The 25,809-nt window shown below is 66.4% G+C and carries 26 protein-coding genes and 1 pseudogene; 11 read left to right on the forward strand and 16 right to left on the reverse strand.

The features are described 5' to 3' along the window. Nucleotides 1–4: 4 nt before the first annotated feature. The 12 genes from AKJ13_RS05680 to AKJ13_RS05735 form a co-directional block, all read right to left on the reverse strand. A complete protein-coding gene (locus AKJ13_RS05680) occupies nt 5–337 on the reverse strand; it encodes a DUF6285 domain-containing protein (RefSeq protein ID WP_050732457.1) in 333 nt (110 codons plus the stop codon). A 2-nt stretch (nt 338–339) separates the two neighbouring features. Next, nucleotides 340–1,350, reverse strand: a complete 1,011-nt coding sequence (locus tag AKJ13_RS05685; protein WP_050732458.1) for a phosphotransferase family protein — start codon at nt 1,348–1,350, stop codon at nt 340–342. Between the two features lie 3 nt (nt 1,351–1,353). Next, nucleotides 1,354–2,121: a glucose 1-dehydrogenase gene (locus AKJ13_RS05690; RefSeq protein ID WP_050732459.1), complete on the reverse strand. Its 768-nt coding sequence runs from the start codon at nt 2,119–2,121 to the stop codon at nt 1,354–1,356. 1 nt (nt 2,122) lies between these two features. After that, the gene (gene bktB / locus AKJ13_RS05695) at nt 2,123–3,301 is read right to left on the reverse strand and encodes a beta-ketothiolase BktB (protein WP_050732460.1); all 1,179 of its coding nucleotides are present in this window, start codon (nt 3,299–3,301) and stop codon (nt 2,123–2,125) included. Nucleotides 3,302–3,697: 396 nt separating this feature from the next. Next, nucleotides 3,698–4,903, reverse strand: a complete 1,206-nt coding sequence (locus tag AKJ13_RS05700) for an acyl-CoA dehydrogenase family protein (RefSeq protein WP_050732461.1) — start codon at nt 4,901–4,903, stop codon at nt 3,698–3,700. Nucleotides 4,904–4,939: 36 nt separating this feature from the next. Further along, nucleotides 4,940–6,898 (reverse strand): DNA mismatch repair endonuclease MutL, encoded by a 1,959-nt coding sequence (mutL, locus tag AKJ13_RS05705; RefSeq protein ID WP_050732462.1) that lies wholly within the window; start codon nt 6,896–6,898, stop codon nt 4,940–4,942. A 78-nt stretch (nt 6,899–6,976) separates the two neighbouring features. Then, entirely contained in the window at nt 6,977–7,330 is a 354-nt protein-coding gene (locus tag AKJ13_RS05710) for a hypothetical protein (protein WP_007558847.1), read from the reverse strand. Between the two features lie 90 nt (nt 7,331–7,420). Continuing rightward, nucleotides 7,421–8,407 carry a branched-chain amino acid ABC transporter permease gene (locus AKJ13_RS05715; RefSeq protein ID WP_050732463.1) on the reverse strand — a complete coding sequence of 329 codons (987 nt, stop codon included), beginning with the start codon at nt 8,405–8,407 and terminating at the stop codon, nt 7,421–7,423. A 23-nt stretch (nt 8,408–8,430) separates the two neighbouring features. Beyond that, nucleotides 8,431–9,318 carry a branched-chain amino acid ABC transporter permease gene (locus AKJ13_RS05720; protein WP_007558850.1) on the reverse strand — a complete coding sequence of 296 codons (888 nt, stop codon included), beginning with the start codon at nt 9,316–9,318 and terminating at the stop codon, nt 8,431–8,433. A gap of 28 nt (nt 9,319–9,346) precedes the next feature. Next, nucleotides 9,347–10,564 (reverse strand): ABC transporter substrate-binding protein, encoded by a 1,218-nt coding sequence (locus tag AKJ13_RS05725; RefSeq protein ID WP_050732464.1) that lies wholly within the window; start codon nt 10,562–10,564, stop codon nt 9,347–9,349. Nucleotides 10,565–10,654: 90 nt separating this feature from the next. Next, on the reverse strand, nt 10,655–11,398 hold the full coding sequence (locus tag AKJ13_RS05730) for an ABC transporter ATP-binding protein (RefSeq protein ID WP_050732465.1): 744 nt from the start codon (nt 11,396–11,398) through the stop codon (nt 10,655–10,657). Further along, nucleotides 11,391–12,149, reverse strand: coding sequence for an ABC transporter ATP-binding protein (locus AKJ13_RS05735; protein ID WP_050732466.1), 759 nt, complete (start codon nt 12,147–12,149; stop codon nt 11,391–11,393). Before AKJ13_RS05735 ends, AKJ13_RS05730 begins: the two co-directional genes overlap by 8 nt. 261 nt (nt 12,150–12,410) lie before the next feature. On the opposite strand from AKJ13_RS05735, the gene AKJ13_RS05740 reads away from it, so the two are divergent. The 3 genes from AKJ13_RS05740 to AKJ13_RS05750 all read left to right on the forward strand — a co-directional run bounded on the left by AKJ13_RS05740 (nt 12,411) and on the right by AKJ13_RS05750 (nt 15,156). Next, nucleotides 12,411–13,289, forward strand: coding sequence for a 2-dehydro-3-deoxygalactonokinase (locus AKJ13_RS05740; protein WP_050732467.1), 879 nt, complete (start codon nt 12,411–12,413; stop codon nt 13,287–13,289). Next, the gene (locus tag AKJ13_RS05745; RefSeq protein WP_050732468.1) at nt 13,286–13,918 is read left to right on the forward strand and encodes a 2-dehydro-3-deoxy-6-phosphogalactonate aldolase; all 633 of its coding nucleotides are present in this window, start codon (nt 13,286–13,288) and stop codon (nt 13,916–13,918) included. Before AKJ13_RS05740 ends, AKJ13_RS05745 begins: the two co-directional genes overlap by 4 nt. A gap of 77 nt (nt 13,919–13,995) precedes the next feature. Continuing rightward, nucleotides 13,996–15,156, forward strand: coding sequence for an alanine racemase (locus AKJ13_RS05750; protein ID WP_050732469.1), 1,161 nt, complete (start codon nt 13,996–13,998; stop codon nt 15,154–15,156). Between the two features lie 9 nt (nt 15,157–15,165). On the opposite strand, the gene AKJ13_RS05755 is transcribed toward AKJ13_RS05750, so the two are convergent. The 4 genes from AKJ13_RS05755 to AKJ13_RS05765 form a co-directional block, all read right to left on the reverse strand. Further along, nucleotides 15,166–15,408 (reverse strand): hypothetical protein, encoded by a 243-nt coding sequence (locus AKJ13_RS05755; RefSeq protein WP_050732470.1) that lies wholly within the window; start codon nt 15,406–15,408, stop codon nt 15,166–15,168. Between the two features lie 182 nt (nt 15,409–15,590). Further along, nucleotides 15,591–15,761 (reverse strand): hypothetical protein, encoded by a 171-nt coding sequence (locus AKJ13_RS32195; RefSeq protein WP_200905593.1) that lies wholly within the window; start codon nt 15,759–15,761, stop codon nt 15,591–15,593. A gap of 182 nt (nt 15,762–15,943) precedes the next feature. Then, nucleotides 15,944–16,864 (reverse strand): histone deacetylase, encoded by a 921-nt coding sequence (locus tag AKJ13_RS05760; protein ID WP_200905594.1) that lies wholly within the window; start codon nt 16,862–16,864, stop codon nt 15,944–15,946. Further along, on the reverse strand, nt 16,861–17,715 hold the full coding sequence (locus AKJ13_RS05765; RefSeq protein WP_244471524.1) for an FAD-dependent oxidoreductase: 855 nt from the start codon (nt 17,713–17,715) through the stop codon (nt 16,861–16,863). The genes AKJ13_RS05760 and AKJ13_RS05765 overlap by 4 nt, the downstream gene beginning before the upstream one ends. Before the next feature lie 746 nt (nt 17,716–18,461). Between AKJ13_RS05765 and AKJ13_RS05770 the strand changes: the two genes are divergently transcribed. The 8 genes and pseudogenes from AKJ13_RS05770 (at nt 18,462) to AKJ13_RS30280 (ending at nt 25,717) form a co-directional block, all read left to right on the forward strand. Beyond that, nucleotides 18,462–18,848 (forward strand): transposase, encoded by a 387-nt coding sequence (locus tag AKJ13_RS05770; protein WP_050732471.1) that lies wholly within the window; start codon nt 18,462–18,464, stop codon nt 18,846–18,848. Continuing rightward, nucleotides 18,848–19,195 carry an IS66 family insertion sequence element accessory protein TnpB gene (gene tnpB, locus AKJ13_RS05775; protein ID WP_050732472.1) on the forward strand — a complete coding sequence of 116 codons (348 nt, stop codon included), beginning with the start codon at nt 18,848–18,850 and terminating at the stop codon, nt 19,193–19,195. The genes AKJ13_RS05770 and tnpB overlap by 1 nt, the downstream gene beginning before the upstream one ends. Before the next feature lie 102 nt (nt 19,196–19,297). Further along, nucleotides 19,298–20,804: pseudogene (locus AKJ13_RS05780) on the forward strand (IS66 family transposase). Between the two features lie 547 nt (nt 20,805–21,351). Further along, nucleotides 21,352–22,287, forward strand: a complete 936-nt coding sequence (locus tag AKJ13_RS30275; protein ID WP_082316870.1) for a glycosyltransferase family 2 protein — start codon at nt 21,352–21,354, stop codon at nt 22,285–22,287. Between the two features lie 71 nt (nt 22,288–22,358). After that, nucleotides 22,359–23,453 carry a CDP-glucose 4,6-dehydratase gene (rfbG, locus tag AKJ13_RS05785; RefSeq protein WP_050732473.1) on the forward strand — a complete coding sequence of 365 codons (1,095 nt, stop codon included), beginning with the start codon at nt 22,359–22,361 and terminating at the stop codon, nt 23,451–23,453. Nucleotides 23,454–23,511: 58 nt separating this feature from the next. Next, on the forward strand, nt 23,512–24,282 hold the full coding sequence (gene rfbF / locus AKJ13_RS05790; protein WP_050732474.1) for a glucose-1-phosphate cytidylyltransferase: 771 nt from the start codon (nt 23,512–23,514) through the stop codon (nt 24,280–24,282). After that, nucleotides 24,267–25,178 (forward strand): NAD(P)-dependent oxidoreductase, encoded by a 912-nt coding sequence (locus AKJ13_RS05795; protein ID WP_160320595.1) that lies wholly within the window; start codon nt 24,267–24,269, stop codon nt 25,176–25,178. The genes rfbF and AKJ13_RS05795 overlap by 16 nt, the downstream gene beginning before the upstream one ends. Next, nucleotides 25,178–25,717 carry a dTDP-4-dehydrorhamnose 3,5-epimerase family protein gene (locus AKJ13_RS30280; protein WP_082316872.1) on the forward strand — a complete coding sequence of 180 codons (540 nt, stop codon included), beginning with the start codon at nt 25,178–25,180 and terminating at the stop codon, nt 25,715–25,717. The genes AKJ13_RS05795 and AKJ13_RS30280 overlap by 1 nt, the downstream gene beginning before the upstream one ends. The last annotated feature ends 92 nt before the right edge of the window (nt 25,718–25,809 follow it).

A 25,809-nucleotide genomic window follows, 5' to 3' on the forward strand; every position in this document is an offset into this window, starting at 1 on the left:
GACGTCAGGCGCCCGCTTTCGCCGGCTTCCAGATTTCGGCGGCGGCCTCGGCGGCGGCGCTGAGGGCGGCGTGAAGCTCAGGATCGGCGTCGCGCGCGCCGGCCCGGATCGCCCGGACCAGATCGTCCAGTGCGTCATCGCCCTTGCTGCCCAGGACCCGCGCGCCGGCGTCCTTCAGCCGATCTGCCTGAGCGAGCTCGCGGGCCGCGATGCCGATCGCGTTGGCCACCATCAGGGCGACGTAGCGCGGCCGGCCGGCGAGGCCTGGAACGACCTCCTCGGTGAGCGCCCGGCGGGCGGCGTCGAGAAGGGCGGCGCCGGAGGGTTCGTCCTGCATGCTCAGCTCCAGCTTTCCGGGGCGGTGGCCCGCAGGATCGTGCGTTCCAGCTCCGGCACCATCCGGCCGGTCAGGGCCAGCTCCAGCGAGAACTCCCGGCCGGAGACGTGGCGGGCGCCCTGTTCCAGGGCGATCACCGCCCAGCGCAGATGCGCCAGCACCTCCCAATAGGCGACGCTCTCGGGTTCGATCGCGCGCCCGCTCTCCTGTGTGTAGCCCCGGTAGAACGCCGCCCTGGAGCCGATGCCGCCGGCCTCGAGATCCGGTCGCCCGAAGCGCCAGCAGGCGGCGCAGAACCAGCCCAGATCCTGTGCGGGATCGCCCCAGCCGGCGAATTCCCAATCGAGGATCGCGGTGAGCCCGGATCCGTCGACCATGTAGTTTCCGGTGCGGAAATCCCGATGCACCAGGGATGGCGACGGACAATCCGGCGCCCGGACCTCGCCCCAGCGCAGCCCCCATTCGATCGCCGGGCGCTTGGCGCCGATCCCGTCCAGGCTGGCGCGCAGGCGCGCGATCTCGGCGTGCGCCGGCTGCGCCTCGGGCGCTCCCAGGAAGGCGAGCGCAGCGGGCGGCTCCCGCGGGTCGAGGGAACCGTGGATCCGGGCGAGTTCCCGGCCGAGGGTCTCGGCCAGAACCTCCCGGTCGCCGCCGAGGGAGAGATCCTTGACGATGCGCGGCCCGAGACCGACGCCCTCGACCAAGTCCATCAGCGCGAAGGGCGCGCCAACCACGGCGGGATCGTCGCAGAACCCGACCGGCTCCGGCACGCGTACGCCGGCCCGCCAGACCGCCTCCAGGATGCGGAACTCCTCCGCCCGCGAACGGCTCGACGCGATGGTCGCGGCGGCGTCCATGCGCAGGACGAAGGCCCGCGCCGTACCGCCGATCCGGCACTGAACCAGCCGGTTCTCCTGAATCGAGCCGCCCCCCAGCGGCCGAATGTCCTCGATGGCGAGATCCGGACAGCCGAGATGCTCGGCGATCCAGTCACGCAGCCGCGCCTGTTCCATGGGCTAAAGACCCGACACGAGGTGGCCGCCGTCGACCGCGACGACGCTGCCGGTCATGTACGACCCGGCATCCGACGCGAGCAGCAGGAGCGGCCCGTCGAGCTCGGAGGCGTCGCCCAGACGGCGCTGCGGTACGCGCTTGATCAGGGCCTTGCCGGGCTCCGATTCGAAGAAGGCGTCGTTCAGCTCGGTGGCGATGTAGCCGGGGGCCAGGGCGTTCACCCGGATCCGGTGGCGGGCCCATTCGAGCGCCAGGCTCTTGGTGAGCTGGACGACGCCGGCCTTCGAGGCAGCGTAGGGCGCCAGCCCGCCGGCGACCCGCAGGCCCAGGATCGACGCGATGTTGACGATACTGCCGCCCGCCCCGTGCCGGACCATGCGCCGCCCGGTCGCCTGCGCCACCAGCCAGACACCCTTCAGATTCGTGTCGAGCACGAAATTCCACGCGGCCTCGTCGAGGTCGAGGGCCGGTTTCGTTGCGGTGACGCCGGCATTGTTGATGAGCACCGAAACGGGTCCGAATCGCGCCTCGGCGGCGTCGAGGGCCTGCTCGACGCTTGCGGCCTTGGTCACGTCCATGACGATGGCGTGTGCCTCGCCGCCCTCCCCTTCGACCCGGGCGACGGTCTCGGCCAGGGCGTCGGCGCGGCGGGCGCCGAGCGACAGGCGGGCGCCGGCCTTGGCTAGCGTGAAGGCGAAGTGGCGGCCGAGGCCGCTCGACGCTCCGGTGATTAGAACGTGCCGGCCGGTGAGATCGAATAGACCCGCCATCTCAGTGCAGCCGCTCGATCGCCATGGCGATGCCCTGGCCGCCGCCGATGCACATGGTCACGAGCCCGTAGCGGCCATTCACCCGAGCCAGCTCGTAGAGCGCCTTCACGGTCACGATCGCCCCCGTGGCGCCCAGCGGATGGCCGAGCGCGATGGCGCCGCCATTCACGTTGACCTTGTCGGGGTCGAGGTCGAGGGCACGGGAGACCGCGCAGGCCTGAGCCGCGAAGGCCTCGTTCGATTCGATCACGTCGAAATCGGCGGCGCGTAAGCCGGTGCGTTCAAGGAGGCGCTGTACGGCCGGCACCGGACCCATGCCCATCTCGGAGGGATCGACGCCGGCATGGGCGTAGCCAACGATCCGGGCGAGCGGCCTCGACCCGTCCCGCTCGGCCGCGGCCGCGCTCGCCAGCACCACGATCGCGGCGCCGTCGTTGAGGCCGGACGCGTTGCCGGCGGTGACGCTGCCTGTCCTGGAGAAGGCCGGGCGGAGCTTGGCGAGATCCTCGGCGGTGGTGGCCTTCGGGTGCTCGTCGGTGTCGAACGCCACGGTCTCGCGCTTGCGCTGAACCTCGACCGGCAGAATCTGGTCGCGGAACCGGCCCTCGCGGATCGCTCGCGCGGCCCTGGCCTGGCTCTCGGCCGCGAAATCGTCCTGCATGGTGCGGGAGATGCCGTAGCGCTCGGCGATATTCTCGGCGGTGACGCCCATATGGCCGTGGCCGAACGGGTCGTTGAGCACGCCGACCATGTAGTCGACCAGGGCGGCCTCGCCCATGCGATGTCCGAAGCGGCCGGTCTTCAGCAGGTGCGGCGAGCGGCTCATGCTCTCGGCGCCACCGGCGACCGCAACCTCAGCATCGCCCAGCATGATCGCCTGGGCGGCCGAGACGATCGCCTGCAGGCCGCTGCCGCACAGGCGGTTGACCGTGAGCGCCGGCACTTCCTTCGGCACCCCGCCCTCGATGGCCGCGACCCGGGCGATATAGGCGTCCCGCGGCTCCGTCGGGATGACGTTGCCGAGCACCACATGGCCGACCGCCTCGGGCGCGGTCCCGGCTCGCTTGAGTGCTTCCGCCACGCATTGGGCCGCCAGCGCGGCCGGCGGGACCGCAGCGAGCGAGCCCCCGAAGGTGCCAATCGCGGTGCGCACCGCACCGGTGATCACGACATCGGTCATTGTGTTCGGACCTTTCCTCTCGCTCGCCGGCTACCGATCACGGCATTCTCAGAGCCGGATTTTATTCTTCATTGCTGAATTAGCAGACAAACGATCGTTCGGCCCGCGCCATCATCCTGAGGCGACCGGCGATCGAAGAACCTTGAGCCTCGAAAGCGTTCTGCAAAAGCAAAGCGATCCCTGGAGTCTCCTTCGAGGCGGCTTCGCTGAAGCTTAGATGCTGTGCGTTTTCCTCTTCTTCGGGGACGGAGCGCGACGGGCCCCCTCTCCCGTGCGGGAGAGGGGGCCCGCGCTTCGTCCTAGCCATGCGAGCCCGCCAGTCCATCGAAAGACTTACAGCCTGTCAGGATGAGGGGTTTGGGTTGGATGTTCTCCCCACGGGTGGCAGAACACCCATCACGCCTCGACCCCCCAAGTCCAAAATGAATCGCCTTCGGCCTCGAGACTGCGGTTGAGCACCATCTTGTGGACCTCGTCGGCCCCGTCCACCAGCCGGGCTTGCCGCGCGTAGCGGTAGATCCATTCGAGCGGCGTGTCGGTGGAGTAGCCGCGGGCGCCGTTGATCTGGATGGCGATGTCGGCCGCCGCGTGCACCAGGTTGGCAACGTGAACCTTGGCCATCGACACCTCCTTGCGGGCGAAGCTGCCCTGATCGAGCGCCCAGGCCGCCTTCATCACCAGCAACCGGCCGATCTCGATCCGCATGGCGAGGTCGCCCAGCATGAGCTGGATGCTCTCCCGGTCGGCGAGCCGAATCCCGAAGCCGTGCCGCTCGGCCGCGTAGGCCCGGGCGATCTCGACGCAGCGCTTCGACAGGCCGAGCCAGCGCATGCAATGGGTCAGTCGGGCCGGACCGAGGCGGATCTGGGTCAGCTTGAGGCCGTCGCCTTCGTTCATCAGGACGTTCTCGGCGGGGATCTCCAGCCCGTCGAACAGCAATTCGCAATGGCCGCCATGCTCCTCCGGACCCATGATCGGGATCCGGCGCAGGATCTCCCAGCCGGGCTGGTCCTTGTGGAACAGGAAGGCGGTGAGCCCCTTGCGGGCGTCGTCTGAGGTGCGCGCCATCAGGATGAAGTGGGCGGCCTCCTCGGCGCCGGTGATGTACCATTTGCGGCCGGTGACCACGTAGGTGTCGCCCCGCCGCTCGGCCCGGGTCTGGATCATGCCGGGATCCGAGCCGCCGCCGGGATGCGGCTCGGTCATGGCGAAGGCCGAGCGGACCTCGCCCCGCACGATCGGCGCCAGCCAGCGCTCCTTCTGGGCCGGGGTGGCGACCTTCTCCAGCACCATCATGTTGCCGTCGTCGGGGGCGGCGGAGTTGAAGACCACCGGCCCGAAGATCGAGCGGTTCATCGCCTCGTAGCAGACCGCCATGCCGACCTTGTCGAGCCCGGCCCCGCCGGTCTCGGGCTTGAGCTGCAGGCACCACAGCCCCTCCGCCTTGGCCAGCGCGCGCAGCCGGGCTAGCTCGGCCAGGCCGATATTCCCGTGCGCGTCGTACGCCGACCGATCCGCCTCCACCGGCAGGATCTGCGCATCCACGAAGGCCGCAATCCGCGCACGGTAATCCTCGATGCGGCGGGAGATGGTGAAATCCATGGTCGCGGGCTCCGATGGGTTCCTATGCGCGGAAAATTACCGGCGGCCGAACAGCCGCTCGATGTCGGAGAGCTTCAACTCGATCGAGGTCGGGCGGCCGTGGTTGCACTGGCCGGAATTGGGCGTCGCCTCCATCTCGCGGAGCAGCGCGTTCATCTCCTCCGGATGCAGGCGCCGCCCGGCGCGCACCGAGCCATGACAGCTCATGCGCGAGAGCACCGCGTCGAGGCGCCGGCCGAGGGGGCCGCCCTCGGTGGCGGGGGCGCCGCCCTCCTCGTCGCCGCTCGCCTCCAGCGCGTCGAGGATGTCGGTGACGAGATCGCGGACCGAGGCGCCGATCAGGGCGGCCGGCACCTCGCGCACCAGCACGGCGCCGGTCCCGAACGCCTCGATGGACAGGCCAAGCCGGTCGAGATCCGGGGCGGCGGCGACCAGGCGCTCGGCGGCGTCGGGGCTCATCTCGACCACATCCGGGATCAGCAGGCCTTGGCGGGCGATGCCGCCGCGCGCCCGCTCCGCCTTCATGCGCTCGTAGACGAGGCGCTCATGGGCGGCGTGCTGGTCGACGATGACGAGGCCGTCCCGGGTCTGGGCCAGGATATAGGTCTCGTGGATCTGCGCGCGCGCCGCGCCGAGCGGGTGGTCGACAGCCTCAGCCGCTTCGGGCGCCAGGCGGACATCCGCCTGAGGCGGCGCCGCGAGATCCGCCGGCCCTTCGAACGGGGCCTGCGCCGCCTCGCCGAGGCCCTGCGGCTCCCCGAAAATCGGGGCCGCCTCGTCCTCGGCCGCCTCAGGCGCCGGGCGCCAGCTCTCGGTCCGGCGGTAGTCCGACGGCGCCGCCACGGACGGCGTGCCGGCCGGAAAGAAACTCGGTCGCGCGGTGCGGAACAGGCTCGGCGCGGCCGCGCCGGTATGGGTGGCGAGCGCCGGGCCGGCGGGGCGCAGGGCGTCGAGGGTCCGGCTGGCCCCAGTAGTGGCCGAGCGGGCGCCGCCCCGCCGCAGGGCGTCGTGGATCGCGCTGACCACCAGTGCCCGCACCAGGCCGGGCTCGCGGAAGCGCACCTCGGTCTTGGCCGGGTGGACGTTGACGTCGACATGGTCGGGGTCGCACGCGATTGCGAGTCCGAGCACCGGGTGCCGGTCGGAGGCGAGCGTGTCGGCATAGGCCCCGCGCACCGCGCCGAGCAGCAGGCGGTCGCGCACCGGCCGGCTGTTGACCACGAGGTGGATGTAGCCGGCCGCTCCCCGGTGATAGGTCGGCAGGCCGACATGGCCGGTCACCCAGAAGCTCTCGCGGATGAGCGACACCGGCAGGGCGTTGGCGGCGAAATCCGGCCCGAGCACCGCGGTCAGGCGGCGCAGTTCCGCCTCCGGCCCGGTTTCGGCGGGCAGCACCAGCGGCTGGCCAGCATCCGCCTTCAGGGTAAAGCGGATGCCGGGCTGGGCCACGGCGAGCCGACGCAGGGTCTCAGCGATGGCCGCGTTCTCGGCCCGGTCGGATTTGAGGAATTTCAGCCGGGCCGGTGTCGCCGCGAACAGCTCGGTCACCTCGATCCGGGTGCCGCGCTGGGCCGGGGCCGGCCGGACCGCGCCCTTCAGGCCGGCCTCGACGGTCAGGCTCGCCCCGGCCTCGGCCCCCTCGGTGCGGGTGGTGATGGCGAGCCGCGACACGGCGCCGATCGAAGGCAAAGCCTCGCCGCGGAATCCCAGCGTGTCGATAGCCGAGAGATCGCCGCCCGGGAGCTTCGAGGTGGCGTGACGCTCGACGCACAGCGCCAGATCCTCCGGGCTCATGCCACGGCCGTCGTCGACGACCCGGATCAGCCGGCGACCGCCATTCTCCACCACCACGTCGATCGTGCGGGCCCCGGCATCGATCGCGTTCTCGACCAGCTCCTTCACGGCCGAGGCCGGGCGCTCCACCACTTCGCCCGCCGCGATGCGGTCGACGAGGATCGGGTCCAGGCGGCGGATGACGGGTTGAGGGGCGGACATCGGGGCGCACGATAGCCGGCGGGCGGCGGCGCTCCTAGCGTACTGGATGACAGGGACCGTGTCGCGAAGCTGCGGCGTTCAGGCCCGGCGGCTCGAACCGCCGAGCGAGATGCGGCTGCCCGCGGGCCGGGCGCCGTGGCTCGGCGCCTTGTAGGGCCGGCGGGACGCGTCGTAGAGGGCGGTGCCGACGAGGCCGGCGGTGCGTCGAAGCGTGGCACCGTCGCAGGTCGCCGCGACGCGCACGCCGATCTCGTGGGTGTGGCTGCGGCCGTACAACCAGACCGCAAGACGCGCCCGTGTCGCCTCCGGGATGCCGTCCAGGATGTATGTCGCCGCATCGGCGTCGGCCTTGATCAATCGGCCGACGGTCTCGACCGGGATCGGGCAATCCGCCGCGGGATCGTCGATGCTCAGCGGCTGGGTCTTCGTCATCTTCAAACCTGTCAGCCTGGGAACTGCAGGTTGAGCTGCCGTGGTTAACGATCCGTCAACGCGCCGGCGCCGGCCGCCTGCGGCCGCCCGTCACAGCGGCTTGCGGATCATCCGGGCGATCAGCCCGACGATGCCTTCCCGGAACAGCAGCACGCAGAGCACGAAGACGCAGCCCTGGATGATCGTCACCCAGGCGCCGAACTGCGCCAGGTACGTCTCCATGGTGACGATCACCAGCGCGCCGACGATCGGCCCGAACACCGTGCCCATGCCGCCGACCAGTGTCATCAGCACCACCTCGCCCGACATCGACCAGTGGACGTCGGTCAGCGAGGCGAGCTGGAACACGATCGCCTTGGTCGAGCCGGCGAGCCCGGCCAGCGTCGCCGAGAGGACGAAGACCGCGAGCTTGTACTGGTTGGCCCGGTAGCCCAGCGAGATCGCCCGGGGCTCGTTGTCCCGGATCGCCTTCAGCACCTGGCCGAACGGCGAGTGGATGATCCGGTAGATCAGCAGCATCCCGGCCATGAAGACCACGCAGACGACGGCGTACATCGCCCGGTCGTCCGCTAGGCTGAACACCCCGAACAGGTTGCCGCGCGGTACCGCCTGGATGCCGTCCTCGCCGCCGGTGAACTTGGCCTGCAGCGAGAAGAAGAACGCCATCTGGGCGAGCGCCAGGGTGATCATCGAGAAGTAGATGCCCTGGCGCCGGATCGCCAGGGAGCCGAAGACGAGCCCGAGCAAGGCCGCCGTGGCGGTGCCCGACAGAATCGCCAGTTCCGGGGCGAAGCCGAGGCTCTTGGCCGTGTAGGCGCAGAGATAGCTGGCCATGCCGAAATAGGCGGCGTGGCCGAACGAGAGCAGGCCGCCGTAGCCGAGCAGTAGGTTGAAGGCGAGCGCGAACAGCGCGAAGCACAGCACCTTCATCAGGTAGACGGGATAGAGCACCAGCGGCGCCGCGATCAGCAGCACCGCGATGCCGACGAAGATCATCCGGTGCAGCGCCTTGTCGTCGCGGCGCGTCGGCAGCGCGGCGGCGATCGGTGCAGCGTCGATGGCGGCGGTGTCGGCCATGGGGATCGAGCCTCAGATCTCTATCAGGCCGTGCGCCCGAACAGGCCGGCGGGTTTGACGAGCAGCACCAGCACCATGATCACGAAGATCACGGTCGCCGACGCCTCCGGGTAGAACACCTTGGTCAAGCCCTCGACCAAGCCCAGCGCGAAGCCAGTGATCACCGAGCCGATGATCGAGCCCATGCCGCCGATCACCACCACGGCGAAGACCACGATGATGATGTCGGCACCCATATTCGGGTTCACGGAGTAGATCGGCGCCGCGAGCACGCCGGCGAAGCCCGCGAGCGCCACGCCGAACCCGTAGGTCAGGGTCAGGAACAGGGGCACGTTGACCCCGAATGCCTGGACAAGCGTCGGATTCTCGGTGGCGGCCCGCAGATAGGCGCCGAGCTTGGTCTTCTCGATGACCAGCCAGGTGGCGATGCAGACGGTCAGCGAGGCCACCACCACCCAGGCCCGGTAGTTCGGCAGGAACATGAACGGGAGGCGCTGGCCGCCCGACAGCTCGGCCGGGATCGCGTAGGGCAGGCCCGAGACCCCGTACTGGTTGCGGAACAGGCCCTGGATGATCAGCGCCAGACCGAAGGTCAGGAGCAGGCCGTAGAGGTGGTCGAGTTTGTAGAGCCGGGCGATCAGCACCCGCTCCAGCAGGATGCCGAAGGCGCCCACCACCAGCGGCGCGAGGCCCAGCGCCCACCAGTAGCCGAGCCCGACATAGGTCAGCAGCATCCAGGCCACGAACGCGCCCATCATGTAGAGCGCGCCGTGGGCGAAGTTGATGATGTTCAGGAGCCCGAAGATGATCGCGAGCCCGAGCGACAGGATCGCGTAGAACGAGCCGTTGATCAGGCCGAGCAGCAGCTGCCCGAAGAGGGCCTGGGTCGGCACGCCGAAGATCATGGTCATGGCCGTCCTCCGTGCCGGACCCGCACCGTCAGCCCTTCACCAGCGGGCAATTGCCCTCGTTGAGCGGCCGAAAGACCTGATCGCCCGGGATCGTCTCGAGCTTGTTGTACAGGTCCCACTCGCCCTTCGACTCGGACGGCTTCTTGACCTCGAACAGGTACATGTCGTGGATCTTGCGCCCGTCGGCGCGGATCGTACCCTTGCCGAACAGGGGATCGTCGGTCGGCATCGCCTTCATCTTGGCCACGACGGCGGCGCCATCGGTGGCCGTTTTCAGCTCGGCCATAGCCTTGAGGTAGTGGAGCACGTCCGAGTAGACGCCGGCGTGGTTGGCGGTGGGCTTCGAATTGCCCTTCATCTGCTTGGCGAAGCGGTCCGAGAAGGCCCGGGTCTGGTCGTTCAGGTCCCAGTAGAACGGCTCGGTCAGGACGAGGCCCTGCGCGACCTTGGTACCGAGCGAGTGCACGTCCGAGGAGAAGACCAGAAGGCCGGCGAGCGCCTGGCCGCCCTCGGTGATGCCGAACTCGCCGGCCTGCTTGATCGCGTTGATCGTGTCGGTGCCGGCATTGGCGAGCCCGATCACCTTGGCGCCGGAGCCCTGGGCCTGGAGCAGGAACGATGAGAAGTCCGAGGTCGGGAACGGCGTCTTGACCGAGCCGATGACCTTGCCGCCGTTCTTGGTGATCACCGCGCTGGTATCGCGCTGCAGGGTCTGGCCGAACACGTAGTCGGCGGTGAGGAAGAACCAGGTGTTGCCGCCGCGCTTGACCATGGCGCCGCCGGTGCCGTTGGCGAGCGCCACCGTGTCGTAGACCCAGTGGATCGTGTTCGGCGTGCATTGCGGGCCGGTGAGGTCGGCGGTGCCGGCGCCGGTATCGATGAAGACCTTGTTCTTCTCCTTGGTCACCTGGCTGATCGCCAGGGCGACCGACGAGGTGACGCCGTCTGTGATCATGTCGACGTTGTCGCGGTCGTACCATTGCCGGGCGATGGCCGCGCCGACATCGGGCTTGTTCTGGTGGTCGGCCGAGACGATCTCGACCTTCAGCCCGTGCTCGGCCGGCTTGAAATCCTCGACGGCCAGCCGGGCGGCGACGACCGACCCCTCGCCGCTGATGTCGGAATAGGCGCCCGAGCGATCGCCCAGGATGCCGATCTTCACATTCGTCTGCGCGCTCGCGCTGCCCATCATCAGGGCACCGGCGACGGCGGCGAGGGAGACGGACCCGATGAGACGTCCGAACATGGTCTTCCTATCCTCCAGCGGCGCGGCGGATCTCGCCTGCCGAGCGTTCGACGCCGTTCTCCGGCGCTTATTGGGTATTGGTCGCCCGCCTCAGACGCCGAGATAGGCGTGAAGCTTGTCGATATTGGCGTCAAGATCGGCATTGGGGATCATGTCGACCACCCTGCCCTGCTCGATGACGAAGTGCCGGTCGGCCAACGTCTGGGCGAAGCGGAAATTCTGCTCGACCAGCACGATGGTGTAGCCCTGAGACTTCAATTGCTGGATCGTCCGGCCGATCTGCTGGACGATCACCGGCGCGAGACCTTCGGTCGGCTCATCCAGCAGGATCAGCTTCGCGCCGGTCCGCAGGATGCGGCCGATGGCGAGCATCTGCTGCTCGCCGCCAGAGAGCTTGGTGCCCTGGCTGCCCGCACGCTCCTTCAGGTTCGGGAACAGGGTGTGGATCTCGGCCACCGACATCCCGCCCGGTTTCACCCGGGGCGGCAGCATCAGGTTCTCGTGGACCGTGAGGCTCGCGAAGATGCCGCGCTCCTCCGGGACGTAGCCGAGGCCGAGGCGGGCGATGTTGCGCGAGGCCATCCGGATGGTCTCGACGCCGTCATAGACAATCGAGCCGGCCCGCCGGCCGAGGATGCCGATGATCGCCCGCAGCGTCGTGGTCTTGCCGGCGCCGTTGCGGCCGAGCAGCGTGATCACTTCGCCGGCCCGGACATCGATGTCGATGCCGTGGAGCACGTGGCTCTCGCCGTACCAGCCCTCCAGCCCGCGCACGGTCAAGAGGGCATCCGTCGCCGCGGCCGGCAGGGGCGTCTTCACGGCGGCCTCAAGCATGTCCCGCCCCGATATACGCTTCGACCACGCGCGGATCCTTCGAGACGGTGGCGTAATCGCCCTCGGCCAGGACCTGGCCGCGGGCCAGGACGGTGATGCGGTCGGACAGCGACGCGACCACCGAGAGATTGTGCTCGACCATCAGGATGGTCCGGTCCTTCGAGACCCGGCGGATCAGCTGGGCTGTCCGCTCCACATCCTCATGGCCCATCCCGGCCATCGGCTCATCGAGCAGCAACATCTCGGGATCGAGGGCCAGGGTCGTGGCGATCTCCAGCGCGCGCTTGCGGCCGTAGGACAGCTCGACGGCCAGCGAATCCGCGAATTCGGACAGGCCCACCGCCTCGACCAGGGCGAGCGCCTCGCCGTCGAGCGCCCGCAGCACTCGCTCGGGCCGCCAGAAATCGAAGGAATCACCCCGGCGTCGCCGCTGGAGCGCGATCCGCACGTTCTCGGTCACCGTCAGGTGCGGGAACACCGCCGAGATCTGGAAGGAGCGTACGAGCCCGAGCCGCGCCACGTCGGCGGCCCGCATTCCGGTGATGTCCCGATCCTTGTACCGGATGGTGCCGGCGGTGGGGATGAGGAACTTCGTCAGCAGGTTGAAACAGGTGGTCTTGCCGGCGCCGTTCGGGCCGATCAACGCGTGGATCGTCCCGCGCTCGACTTCCAGCTTGACGCCGTTGACGGCCCGGAATCCCTTGAATTCCATCGTCAAGCCATCGGTCGCCAGGATCACGTCCCGTGCCAAGCGCGTCCCTCCCGCGTATGATTTATTGCCTGCCATATCGCCGATCCGGCCCTGAACAGTCCATCGCAAACGCTCGGCGCGGCGGGACAATCCCCGGCTCATGATATGCTGATGCTTGCCGCGCCTGATCTGGTAGCCGGCATCGGGGATTGCGGAGCCGGCGCGGCCAAGGTTTTCCCTCCGGTTCGGCGGTCCGGCCGAGCTTGACCAGCCTCGCAAGCCCCATATAACTCAGACAAATTCGTGAGAGGGAGGAGGCGCATGGTCGGCCGATCGGCCTACATCGCCATCGACTGGGGAACCACCAATCGGCGCGCCTACGCGATGACCGCGGGCGGCGCCGTGGTGGACAGCCTTCAGGACGACCGCGGCGTCCTCACGCTGACCCAGAGCGACTATCCCGACGCCATCACGGCGTTGCGCGACCGCTTCGGCGTGCAATCCGTCATCGCTGCAGGCATGGTCGGCTCGACCCGGGGCTGGCGCGAGGCCCCCTATATCGACGCGCCCGCCACGCTCCAGGATCTCGCCGCCGCCTGCCTCGAGGTCGCGCCCGATGTGCGGATCATCCCCGGGATCGCCCTGCGGAGCGGCCCTCGCCCGGACGTGATGCGCGGCGAGGAGGTCCAGGTGCTCGGCGCGATCAGCACCGGTGCCGCGCCGTCCACGGCCCTGTTCTGCCAGCCGGGCACGCACAACAAGTGGATCGAGACGGTCGACGGCGCGATCACGGATTTCGCCACCGCCATGACCGGGGAGCTCTTCGCACTGGTCCGGTCGCACGGCATCCTGGCCGGCATGCTGGATGGCCCGGTCGCGGATTCCGATGCCTTCCGGGACGGACTTCGGCGCGGTCGCGAATCGCGCAACCTTGCCGCCGCGCTGTTCGAGGTCCGAGCCGGCGTGCTGCTCGCCCGGCTGGCGCCCTGGGACGCGGCGGCCTATGCGAGCGGCATCATGATCGGCGCGGATGTCGCGACGCGCAGCGATCTCGGCCAGCGCCCGGTCTACCTGCTCGCCGGCGGGGCGTTGGCCACGCTCTACGCCGTGGCGATCGCCGAAGCCGGCGGCCGCGCCGTCGCGGTGCCGGACGGATCCACGACCGCCGGCATCCACGCCATCTGGAGCTTCCGGGCATGACGATCCTCAATCGCTTCGAGTCCGCCTTCGCGGCTTGCCCGCTGGTGGCGATCCTGCGCGGACTCACGCCGGACGAGGCGCCCGCCGTCGGCGATGCGCTGGTCGAGGCCGGCTTCACCCTGATCGAGGTGCCGCTGAACTCGCCGGAGCCGCTCAAGAGCATCGCGTCGCTCGCCGAGCGTTTCGCCGGTCGCGCGCTGGTCGGTGCCGGCACGGTGCTCACACCGGCGCAGGTTGCGGAGGTCGCGGCGGCGGGCGGCACCCTCATCGTCTCGCCGAACACGGACGCGGCGGTGATCCGCGCAACCGTCGCGGCCGGGCTCGTTTCGCTGCCTGGCTACCAGACACCAAGCGAGGCCTTCGCGGCGCTTGCGGCCGGGGCGACCGCTCTGAAGCTCTTCCCGGCGGACATCGCCACCCCGGCGGCGCTCAAGGCGCACCGGGCCGTGTTCCCGTCCAGCGCCCGCGTGCTCGCCGTCGGCGGCGTCACGCCCGACAGCGTCTCGGTCTGGCGGCAGGCGGGCGCAGTGGGCTTCGGGCTGGGCTCGAATCTCTACCGCCCCGGAAAGCCTGCGGTCGATGTCGGCCGGGACGCGGCCGCCTTCATCGCGGCGATTGGGGGATCTTGATAAGCGCGAAGCTGCCGTGACGGCGCATCGATCGCTCATTAGAACCTCGCCCAGGTGGAGAGCGCGGGAGCGGGCGGATGACGGATGGGCGCATCGGGCAGGCGGACGGCTTCGAGGCGCTGGAGACGCCCTGCCTGCTCCTGAACTCCGACAGGCTGAAAGCCAATGTCGCCGGGATGCGGGCGCGGCTCGACCGGCTGGGCGTGTCGCTGCGACCGCATCTGAAGACCGCCAAATCGCTCGACGTCGCCCGCATCGCCATGGCGAGCCCGTCCGGTCCGGCGACCGTCTCGACGCTGCGGGAGGCGGAGTACTTCGCCGAAGGCGGCGTCCGTGACCTGATCTATGCCGTGGGGATCGCGCCGCAGAAGCTCGACCGGGTGGGCGCGATCCGGCGGCGCTGGGGTACCGATCTCGCGATCGTTCTCGATTCGGTCGAGCAGGCCGAGGCCGTGGCAAGCTGGAGCCGTCGCGCCGGCGATACGCTTCCGGTCCTGATCGAGGTCGACGCCGACGGGCATCGCTCCGGCGTTGATCCGCGCGACGCCGATCGTCTTGTGGCGATCGGGCGGGTGCTCGCTGCGGGCGCAACGCTCCGGGGCGTGCTGCTGCATGCGGGCGACAGCTACGGGCTCAGCGACCGGGCGGCGCTGAAGGCGGCGGCCGAGGCCGAGCGTCGGGCCGCTTTGGCAGCCGCCGCGATCCTCCGCGAGGCGGGCCTGCCCTGCCCGGTGGTCAGCGTCGGCTCGACCCCGACGGCGCGCTACGCGGACAATCTCGACGGCATCACCGAAGTTCGCGCCGGCGTGTTCATGATCGGCGACCTGTTCCAGGCCGGAATCGGCTCCTGCACGATCGATGACATCGCGCTCAGCGTCCTGACGACGGTGATCGGTCACCAGCGGGATAAGGGCTGGATCATCACTGATGCCGGCTGGATGGCGCTCTCGCGCGACCGCGGCACGGCGCGCCAAGCGGTCGACCAGGGCTACGGCGTCGCCTGCGACGGGGCGGGCCAGCCCTATCCGGACCTGATCGTGCGGGACGCCAACCAGGAGCACGGGATCCTGGCCCTGCGGCCCGGCTCAACCGCAACGCTGCCGGATCTTCCAGTCGGTGCACGCCTGCGGATCCTGCCCAACCATGCCTGCGCCACCGGCGCCCAGCACGATCGCTACCATGTCATCACCGGTCAAACGCTGACCGGCGCGGTCTGGCCGCGCATCAACGGCTGGTGAGGGGTCGCGTCAGCGCCGGTTCGAGACGGTTCGGACTGAGCGGTCGGACTGGTCCATCACCAGGCCGCAGCCGGGGCTGAGATTGAGACGCTGCTTGCGCAGGCAGGCTGCGATCGCCGTGGCATTCGGGATCTGCGATGCGCAGAGGCGCATGACGTCCGGCGTGCAGGCGGCACGGTCCGCCCGGGATTCGGCCAGCGCCGGCACCGCGCCGGCGATCAGGGCGAGCAGAGCGAACGAAGCGGACTTCATCGAAACGGATCCTCTATCCAGAGCGTAGACGGCCCGAACGGCCAAGCCTCGAAGTGGGGCGTGAACGCCGGACCCCGCCGAAATATCCCCCGGCCGGCGGACCATTCTGTCGCATGACCGGTGCCCGGCCGATGTGCGCTCGCACTCCGATGTGACTGGCGACGGGGAGGCAGCCAGCGCGATCAAGGCCTCGCGCCGGGCGTGATGGCCCCGGTCGCCGTAGGCTCGCTTATAGCCGCGGCATGGGCCGGCGGCTTGCGCCGATCGAGCTTGTCCGCCGAGACGAGAGCGGCCGTGATCAGTGCCACCACCGCAATCGTCGCCTTCAACACCTCCCAGATTCGCGCAAGCATGACTGAATCCCAACGGCTTCACAGGATCGTCAGCACATCTGCCTGGGGCGAAGCTGTTCAGGCCGCTCGGCGCGCGCGATTTGATCGATCCGTGACTTCCGGATCCTCGCCGCCGACCCTTCCCAAAACCTTTCGCGGTGCTGCGTCCGAAACGATGCCCGGACACCTGATGCATCCGCGCCTCACCCGGGCGAGGATGCCCCTGCGGCCTCCGCCGCCAGCGCCTCGAAGACCAGGGCATGCCGAAGCGCGAGCGCCTCGACATCGTGGGTGTATCCGCCGCCGATCACGGCCACGAGCGGGATGAGGCGCGCGCGCGCCTGCGCCACCACGTACCGGTCCCGCGCTAGGAGCCCGGCATCGCTCAGGCACAGCCGCCCGAGGCGATCGTCCCGATGTGGATCGACCCCGGCATTGTAGAAGATGAGGTCGGGAACCAGCGCGTCTAAGAGCGGTGGCAGGCGAGCGCGCAGCACCTCCAGGTAGCCGGCATCGTCGAGACGGTCCGGCAGTCCGATGTCGAGATCTCCGGCAATCTTCTGGGTGGGGTAGTTGTTCTCGCAATGGATCGAGAGCGTGAACAAGTCGGGATCGAAGGCCAGGCAATCCGCCGTGCCGTCACCCTGATGGACATCGCAATCGACCACCAAAACCCGCCGCACTGCGCCCTCGGTCTGAAGGGTCCGGGCCGCGACCGCGACATCGTTGAGCACACAGAAGCCGGCGCCCTGCAGACGCCGAGCGTGATGAGAGCCGCCGGCCGCGCTGCCCGCCAGCCCCTCGGCCAGCGCCAAGCGGGCCGCCAGGAGCGTCCCGCCCACCGAGGCGCGCGACCTTCGAACCAGCGACGCATCCACCGGCAGGCCGATCGCCCGCTCGATCTCCCGGGGCACGGCCACGCCGAGGACCGCCGCGACGTAGGCGGGATCGTGCGCGTTGACCAAGATCTCTGCGGTGGCCAGTTCCGGCGTCACGAAGCCCAGCGGTGCTAGCCCCTTGGCCACCAGCGTTTCGGCCAGCAGGCCGTATTTCCGCATCGGAAAGCGATGCCCGGCCGGCAGGCTCGACTCGTAGGCCGGATGGAAGGCGATGGGCGGGATCACGCAGCCCCGCCAAGATCGGCCAGAATCGCGTCTGCGAGCGCCAAACCGCTGTCATGCGCCGCCTCGATGCGCGGTCCGAGACACCAATCGCCCGCCGCGCCGAGCCGCAAGTCGGGATCGTACAGGCATGGCTTTTCGAGCGCGGTCTCGACCTGGGCGAAGCGCCAACGGTGCGCCTGGACATAGCCGATCGGAAGCGGTGATCCGAGCCACGCTTCCGCAGCCTTCGACAAGACCGATACGATCGCCTCCCGGGGCACCTCGAGATGGGCGCGTGACCAATCCGGCTTGGCATGCACGGTCAGGCGGCCGCCCTCCGGCCGGCCGGGCTTCGAGGAGTCCGAGGCGATGAGCCCGATCGGCCCCTCATTCGGCTCGATCAGCATTTCCGGGGGCGCCCGCTCGACCGCCAACATCAAAGACCAGCACGGTGCGTAGGTCGCCCGCTCGACCCCGGCCAGGGCAAACCCCGATGCCGCGAGCAGCGCAGCGATCTGAGGCGCCGGGAAGGTGATCGCCACCGCCGCGAACGGACCGTGTTCGCCACCTGCACCGTCCGCCAGCCGCCAGCACGCCCCATCGCGGCTGATCCACGTGATCGCCATACCGGAGGCGACGGAGAGGTCGGACAGGAGATCTCGGACCGGTGCGGCCATGTCCGGTATGCCGACCCGCCGTCCTGCCCCCGCCCAGGGGCCGACGATACCCCGCCGCTCCCAATCCGCGAGGCGCGTTGCGAAGACGTCGCCGTGCGCTTGCATGAATTGCGCACCCTGGTCGAACTGCATCCCATCCGCGCGCCGGTTCGCCATCCGGCCGCCGACGCCGCGTCCCTTGTCGAAGACGCGCACATCCAAGCCAGCCTCCGCGACGCCGCGGCTGCGCCGGCCATACCGGCTCCCAGGATCGCGACGCATCGGCGCTGATTCACGAGATCGCCTTACCCGCGCGGCGGACCTTCCTTAGCCGCCTATCCGCGCGATGTAGTCGACGATATTGGACGTGTCATAGGGGCTTGGCCGCGACACATGGACTGGCGCGAAAGGCTCGCTTGAAGCTTCCGGTAAGACGCCTTTAGCTTTATAAAGCGAGCTTATTTCTATCCAAATTTAAGCGTATGACTACGAAAATGATTGCAGAAACGTCGGCACTCATATCTAAACGTTGGCCGAATGCTAACTGATATCTGGTAATTTCGCCTTTCATATGGATCATTAAGTGGAATGGCGAATTTTTGATCTCATCAGGTATTTATCCTTGAATTTGCGGCGCCTTGAAAATTCGACATCATCAGAATTGTACATATTGTAGTTTCTAGCAAGGGCTACAATAATGACCTATATGCCGGGCGCTTGCCAACAACAAACCCACCTAATAAGGCCGAAACACGGGTGAATTCCATTCGAACAACGCCCCTAAACTGCTCAATTATGCCAACTCGATCTTTTGCTCGCGCACCAATATATCGCCATGCATCAATCTGGGCATTCCGTCGATTCAAAACATTTGAACCTAAATAGTGCGCATCCGACGAAGGCCGCCTTATCGGCTGGCCCGGTGAAGCTGAGGTCATAGGAGTAATCCTAGGATCTCGAGAATGATGCAGGCGGGTATCGAACTAGTTAGAGCCGGACGGCGTCGACGATGGACGCGGGCTGAGAAGGAGCGGTTGGTCGCCGGTTCATTCGAGCCGAATGCGTCGACCTCGGATGTCGCCCGCCGGGCCGGTCTCCACGTCAGTCAGCTGTTCCGCTGGCGCAAGACGCTGTGCAAGCATGCCTGTGCTCCAACGCCAGGGCTGGTCCCCGTCGTGATCGCTCCTACGCCCGCCGCGATGATGGCTGAGCCCGGTCAAGAGCCCGACCGCGGCCGTCGCTCCGGCGGGACGATCGAGATCGATCTCGGCCGATGCCGGCGCGTGCGGGTCGGCTCCGAGGTCGATGCCGCGGCGCTGCGGCGGGTGCTCGATGTCTTGGAGGGCTGATGATCCCGCTGCCGGCCAACGTGCGGGTGTGGCTGGCCACCGGCCACGCCGACATGCGCAAAGGCTTTTCCAGTCTCGGCCTGATCGTTCAGGTGACGCTCAAGCGCGATCCTCATTCCGGGCACCTGTTCGTGTCCCGAGGGCGGCGTGGCGACCTGATCAAGGTGATCTGGCACGATGGCCAGGGCGCGTGCCTTTACACGAAGCGGCTCGACCGCGGCCGTTTCCTGTGGCCGTCGGTGGCGGACGGAGCCGTAACGATCTCGATGGCGCAACTCGGCTACCTGCTCTCGGGCATCGACTGGTGGATGCCGCAGGAGTGCTGGCGGCCGAGCGCTCTCGGCTGAGGATAACGCGTTACAAAAGCTGAGGAATATGTTCTTCTCTCAAGCGTGCCGAACACGCCCGAGCCCCCGCCGCCTCCCACGGATCTCCCCGCCGCCCATGCCATGATCCTGGCCGAGCGGGCGGCGAGGCTCGCCTCGGAGATCGCGGTCGAACGGCTGAAGCTGGAGGTCGCCCGGCTGCGGCGGGAACGGTTCGGGACCTCTTCGGAGCGCAGCGCCCGGATCGACCAGCTCCAACTCGTCCTGGAGGATCTGGAGGGGACGTTGGCCGAGACGGAGGCGCAGGCGGCCGCCGAGCCCGAAGCGCTCTCCGATGCGGCATCCTCGCGGCGCAAGCCCGCCCGTCGGCCTCTGCCCAAGCGCCTGCCGCGCGAGCGCGTCATCCATCCCGGTCCGACGACCTGCGCGTGTTGCGGTGGGGCGCGCCTTCGCCCACTCGGCGAGGACGTCACCGAGACCCTGGAGCGGATCCCAGCGCGCTGGGTCGTGATCCAGCACGTACGCGGGCGCTTCTCGTGCCGCGACTGCGAGACGATCAGGCAGACCCCGGCCCCGTTCCACCCGATCCCGCGCTGACGAGCGGGCCCGAACCTCTTGGCCGAGGTGATGATGGCCAAGTTCGGCCTGCACCTGCCGCTGCATCGCCAGAGCCAATGCTTCGCCCACCAGGGCGTAGCGATCGACATCTCGACGCTGGTCGGCTGGGTCGGAGCGGTGGCGACACCCCTATCGCCCCTGGTCGCCCGGATTGAGGCCCATGTCCGAGGGGCTGAGCGCCTGCATCTCGACGACACGCCCGTACCGGTCCTGGCCAAGGGCAAGACCCGCAATGGGCGGCTCTGGACGGTGGTGCGCGACGACCGTCTTTTCGGCGGTCCCGAGCCGCCGGCTGTGGCCTACTTCTACTCCCCCGACCGCTCGGGTGCGCACTGCCGAGACCTGGCTGGGCGATTTCCACGGCATCGTGCAGGCGGATGCCTTAACCGGGTTCGGTCGGCTGTACGAGCCCGGTCGCAAACCAAGCGCGATCCACGAGGCGGCTTGCCGGGCGCATGCCTGGCGCAAGTTCTTCGAGCTGGCCGACCTGAGGAAGGCTCCGATCGCCATCGAGGCGGTGGCGCAGATCGACGCGATCTTCGCGGTCGAGCGCACCATCATTGGCCTCGGAACGAACGAGCGCCGTGCGCATCGAAGCGCCCGCTCGGCCGCCCTCGTCGCCGAGTTGAAGGCGTGGCTGCTGGCCAACCGCGCCAAGCTCTCGTCCAAGGCTCCGGTGGCGCAAGCGATCGACTACATGCTCAAGCGCTGGAGCGCCTTTATCCTCTTCCTCGACGACGGGCGCGCCTGCCTCTCAAACAACGCCGCCGAACGGGTGATCCGGCCGATCGCGGTAGGCCGCTGCAACTGGACCTTCGCCGGCTCAGACGCGGGCGGCCATCGCGCTGTGGAACTCTACACAATGATCGAGACCGCCAAGCTCAATGGTGCCGACCCACAAGCCTGGCTTGCCGACATCCTCAGCTGTCTGCCCGGCCATCCGGCCCGGCACATCGATGATCTGCGGCCCTGGAACAGGACCCCGTCTCGACCCGAGCAGATCGCCGCCTGATACCCCGTCGGAAAAACGACCGCGGCCTTCACTGCAGGCGTACGGCGTCCGCTTCGGCCAGGATGATGCGTTTCTGCTCGGGCGATAAGACGCAGTGCGTGCCCGCAACGACGACATGAGGAGAGCTGGTCATAGGCCCAGACACAGGGCCGATACAGCGCCTTCTGACGCCAGAACCCTGTATGTAGACCAAAGCACTACAGGCACAAGGCGGCCTTCACTCAGTGCTTACTCCAAATAAGACAAATACTGGAATGGAAATTTTTTATTCGTGAATCAGCTGAGTGTTTGTCTGACTCGAGATAATATCGATGACTAAGATGTAATAGAGCGATATTTTTAATCAAACTGCTGCGCAGCGTCTCGCAAGGTCTGCCTTTTCGGACTATGGATCTTACTCGGGTCGTTTGCGACCATCCGAATCGAGCAAGATTCATCCGGTGGAATGGTATGTCGTTCTTTATTTTTTAGACGATTAAAGTCGATACCTGCGGGCTCACTGCGCTGAATAACATCAAAACGTCGGCGCGCTTAGAGGAAAACTTGGATGGCTCTTCCGCTCGTCTCCATCATCATCCCTACATTGAATCGCATTGAACTTCTCATCCAGACCATACGGTCCGTAAGTTTGCAGAACTATGCAAACATTGAGCTGATTATCAGCGACAATGCTAGTCGAGACGGCACGAAGAATGCAATTCCGCATCTCATCGATGCCAAAACAAAGATTATTAGGCGGCCCTTTACTCTGCCCCTTGAAGTAAACGTGATGGAGGCGGCAAAAGAGGCGCGCGGCAAGTATATAATGATTCTCAGTGACGACGACCTGATATCAAGTGATTACGTATCGACGATGGTGGGTGCGTTTGAGAGCGACGAAAAGATACAAGTGGGGCTCGGTCGAAGAATACTCATCGATGGGAATACAAATATATTGTATAGATCTGACCCGTTGTCCGACAGTTCGCATTCTGAGTTTTCAGAAAAATGGATGACGCAATATTTTCAGAGTCAAAATGCGCACAATCAGATCAACACCATATTCTCCACTTTTTATCGCCGATCAGAATGGATAAATTCAGGCGGACAACCACCTCTTTCCGGATCGTTTTTCGCTGACACCATTCCATTCGTGGGTGTCAGCAGCACTCGGTCAAAAGTCTTTTATTCTCCAGATGCACTTTTCCTATATCGCGTACATCAAAAGCAAGAAATTCAGCAGCCGTCGCTCGCTGGTAGACAAAAATTTTTAGGGATGTTTCAGTTCTTCCAACACCTCAAGCCGGCAATGGGGGATCTCTCTTACTCGGATGGACTGCGAGCGGCCATTATTAAATACATCATTTCGATGTTCCTCGGATCCTCCCACGAATTTACCAAGGACGAAGCCATCAATCCTTACGTGCTTTATGACACATTCTGGGACTATCTGAGCCCAAACCGCACTTCGAGTCCCAATCCAACTGGCCTGTCGGACAAGTAAAGAATCACATTGCGGACTTATGTATGCGATCAAAATATCATACTTTATTGATGTCAGCTCTGAGTTGTTGGATGAATATTGAGAGATATCGAGGCGCCCGCGTCTTGGTCACGGGGCATACCGGGTTCAAGGGGGCATGGCTCGTCGCGTGGCTGCTCAGCCAAGGCGCGGAAGTAATGGGACTCGCGCTGCCGCCGCCTAACGATAGACCAAACCTGTTCATCGATATCGGGCTGGCAGACCGTATGCGATCCCAATTCTTGGATATACGCGATGCGGAGGCCGTGCTGGATTCCGTTGCCGCTTACCGTCCGCAAATCATATTTCATCTGGCGGCGCAGGCGCTCGTAAGACGCTCCTATCAGGACCCGCTCGAAACCTTCGCAGTCAATGTCATGGGCGCGGCCCATGTGCTCGAGGCGGCACGCCGCACTGATTCGGTTCAGGCGGTTGTCTGCGTCACCTCGGACAAGTGCTACGAGAACCGTGAGTGGGTCTGGGGCTACCGCGAAATCGATCCTCTGGGTGGCAAGGACCCGTATAGCGCGAGTAAGGCTGCGGCGGAGATCGTTGCGGGTAGCTACCGGCAGGCGCTGCTGTCGGGATCGCATCTGCATCTTGCGACCGCGCGTGGTGGCAATGTGATTGGGGGCGGTGACTGGTCCGAGGACCGACTCGTGCCCGATTTGGTCCGGGCGATCCGGACACGTTCGCCGCTGGTTTTGCGAAATCCCGAGGCCGTCAGGCCGTGGCAGCACGTGCTCGAACTCTTGCACGGCTATCTTTTACTCGGCGAACGCCTCCTCGCGGCCGACGCCAGCGCCACCGGAGCGTGGAACTTCGGGCCAGCCCGCGCAAGCGAGGTGTCGGTGCGCCGGCTAATCGATCAGTCACTAAAGGCATGGGGGGGAACCCCAATCCCGGTGCATGTCGAGCCCTCGGCCCTCAGCGAGGCAGCTATACTCAAGCTTGATGCGGCAAAAGCGGAGGCGGAATTGGGGTGGCGCCCCTTGCTGGGCTTCGAGCGGACGGTGCGATTAACGATGGATTGGTATCGTGGTTACTGCGAGCGCCCGGCATCGGCCCGATCGCTCGTCGAGGCGCAAATCGCAGACTATCGCCGGATCGCTGCTGCGGCCGGCATCGCGGACGGCTCTAAAGCCTGACCATGATTGTCTACCGGCTCACAATCCCCTTGCAGCCAACGGCCAGTGAGGGCTGCCTATGAAGGCCGTCATCCTCGCGGGAGGGCTCGGGACGCGCTTGTCCGAGGAAACAGCGACACGACCGAAGCCGATGGTTGAGATCGGCGGTCGACCGATCCTCTGGCACATCATGAAGAGTTACAGCCAGCATGGAATCAACGATTTCGTGATCTGTCTCGGATACAAAGGATACATAATCAAAGAATATTTCGCCAATTACTTTCTACATATGAGCGATGTGACGATGCATATCGCCGACAACAGGATGGAGATACATAGACGTACCGCTGAGCCGTGGACCGTTACGCTGGTCGATACAGGCGATCACAGCATGACGGGAGGACGCTTGAAGCGCGTCCGGCATCACCTCGAGGGCGAGGAGATGTTCGCGCTGACCTACGGCGATGGCGTGAGTGATGTTAATTTCACCGCGCAGATCGCCTTCCATCAAGCTCACGGGAAACGCGCCACGGTGACGGCAGTGCGGCCGGACAAGCGCTTCGGCTATCTGGCCCTGAATGGTCATCAGGTCACGGCCTTCGAGGAGAAGCCGGACAACGAAGGCGGCTGGATCAACGGCGGTTTCTTTGTGCTCTCGCCGTCCGTCCTGGACGAGGTGGAGGACGACGAAACCGTCTGGGAGCGTGGACCTCTGGAGCGCTTGGCCCTTGAGGGGGAACTCCAGGCTTTTGTTCACGACGGTTTCTGGCAGGCGATGGACACGTTGCGGGACAAGACGAACCTCGAAGCGCTTTGGGCATCGGGACGCGCGCCGTGGAAAACGTGGTAGGCGAGGGTTCGGGCTTCCGACGCCTGCTCATCACAGGTGCGACCGGGTTCGTTGGCAGCCGCCTCGTCCGGGGTTTCCTCGATTCCGGCATCTCAGTAGGCGCCCTGCTGCGTGCAGAATCCTCTGCCGACCATCTTGACCCGCGCGCGACGATCCTGCGCCACGATGGTACGACCAGCGATCTTCACGCTCTGACGCAGACTTTCGCGCCAGAAGCTGTGATTCATGCGGCGACGCATTTCGTCGGCGCGCATCGGCCAGACGACATCGTTCGGCTCATTCGCGCGAATCTGCTCTTCGGCACGCAGCTCCTCGACGCGATGGGGCGCTGCGGGATCCGGAAAGTCTTGAATTTTGGAACAAGCTGGCAGCATTTCGACGGTGATCGCTACAGTCCGGCGACGCTTTACGCTGCAACCAAGCAGGCTTTTGAGGACATAGCCGCTTATTATGCCGAGGCGGAAGGCTTCTCCATCCTGACACTGAAGCTTCCGGATACTTATGGACCGGCGGATCGACGCGGCAAGCTTATCTCGGCGTTGCTCCGCGCACGAGCGGAGGGAAAGTCCCTAGATCTGTCCCCGGGCGAGCAGCGAATCAACCTCTTGCACATCGATGATGTCTTCTCGGCGGTCTGCGTCGCGCTGGGCAGGGCTTGTACAAACCCGACGGGTACACGCGAGGCGTTTGCCCTGCGCGGTCCCGAGACCGTTTCTTTGCGCGAGCTCGTGGCTCGCATCCAGCGCGTCGGCGGGCGTCCTGTGCCCGTAGCCTGGGGGGCACGTCCCTACCGCTCACGAGAGGTGATGCGGCCCTGGGTCGGTCCCCTCCTGCCCGGTTGGTCTGCCGACATTGGTCTGGATCGGGGCCTGACAGAACTGATTGATACCGCGTGATGTTTGAAACTCAAGCCAGTGGCATTCCTGGGGTTTGTTCCCTTCGGGCACCCGGAAATCGCGATCTTCGCGGGAGCTTTCACAAGTTGATGCACGCGCCGACCCTGGCCGCAGCGGGGTTGAACACAGATTTTTCCGAAGTCTATTGCTCGACGTCGGTGCGCGGCGTTGTCCGGGGCATGCATTTCCAGAAGCCGCCGCACCAGCACGCAAAGCTCGTTTGGTGTCTGGCAGGTGCAGTCACTGACGTGATCCTCGACCTGCGGCGAGGTTCGTCGAGCTATGGCCGTGCCATTGCTTTTGAGCTCGTCGGAAATACGCCGTCAGGCGTTTACGTACCGGAAGGTTGTGCCCACGGTTTCGCGGTACAATCGGCTGAGGCGACGTTACTCTACCTTGTGACGTCAATTCACGTTCCCGCGGCGGACGCCGGAATTAGGTGGGACAGCTTCGGGTTCGATTGGCCTATCGTTCAGCCTATTTTATCGGAGCGCGATCGGACACATTGTGACTTCGCGACCTTCGACTCCCCGTTTTAGTCGACTCATACCGGCGGCGAGTCCCGCCGCTCAGGGGCGTTCTGCCATTCATAGGCATCGTTTCTTGAGAACAGAGGCTCGGCACCCTGCCG

Origin of the sequence: Methylobacterium sp. ARG-1 (assembly GCF_001262595.1) — a bacterium.
In the GTDB taxonomy this organism is placed as follows: Bacteria; Pseudomonadota; Alphaproteobacteria; order Rhizobiales; family Beijerinckiaceae; genus Methylobacterium; species Methylobacterium brachiatum.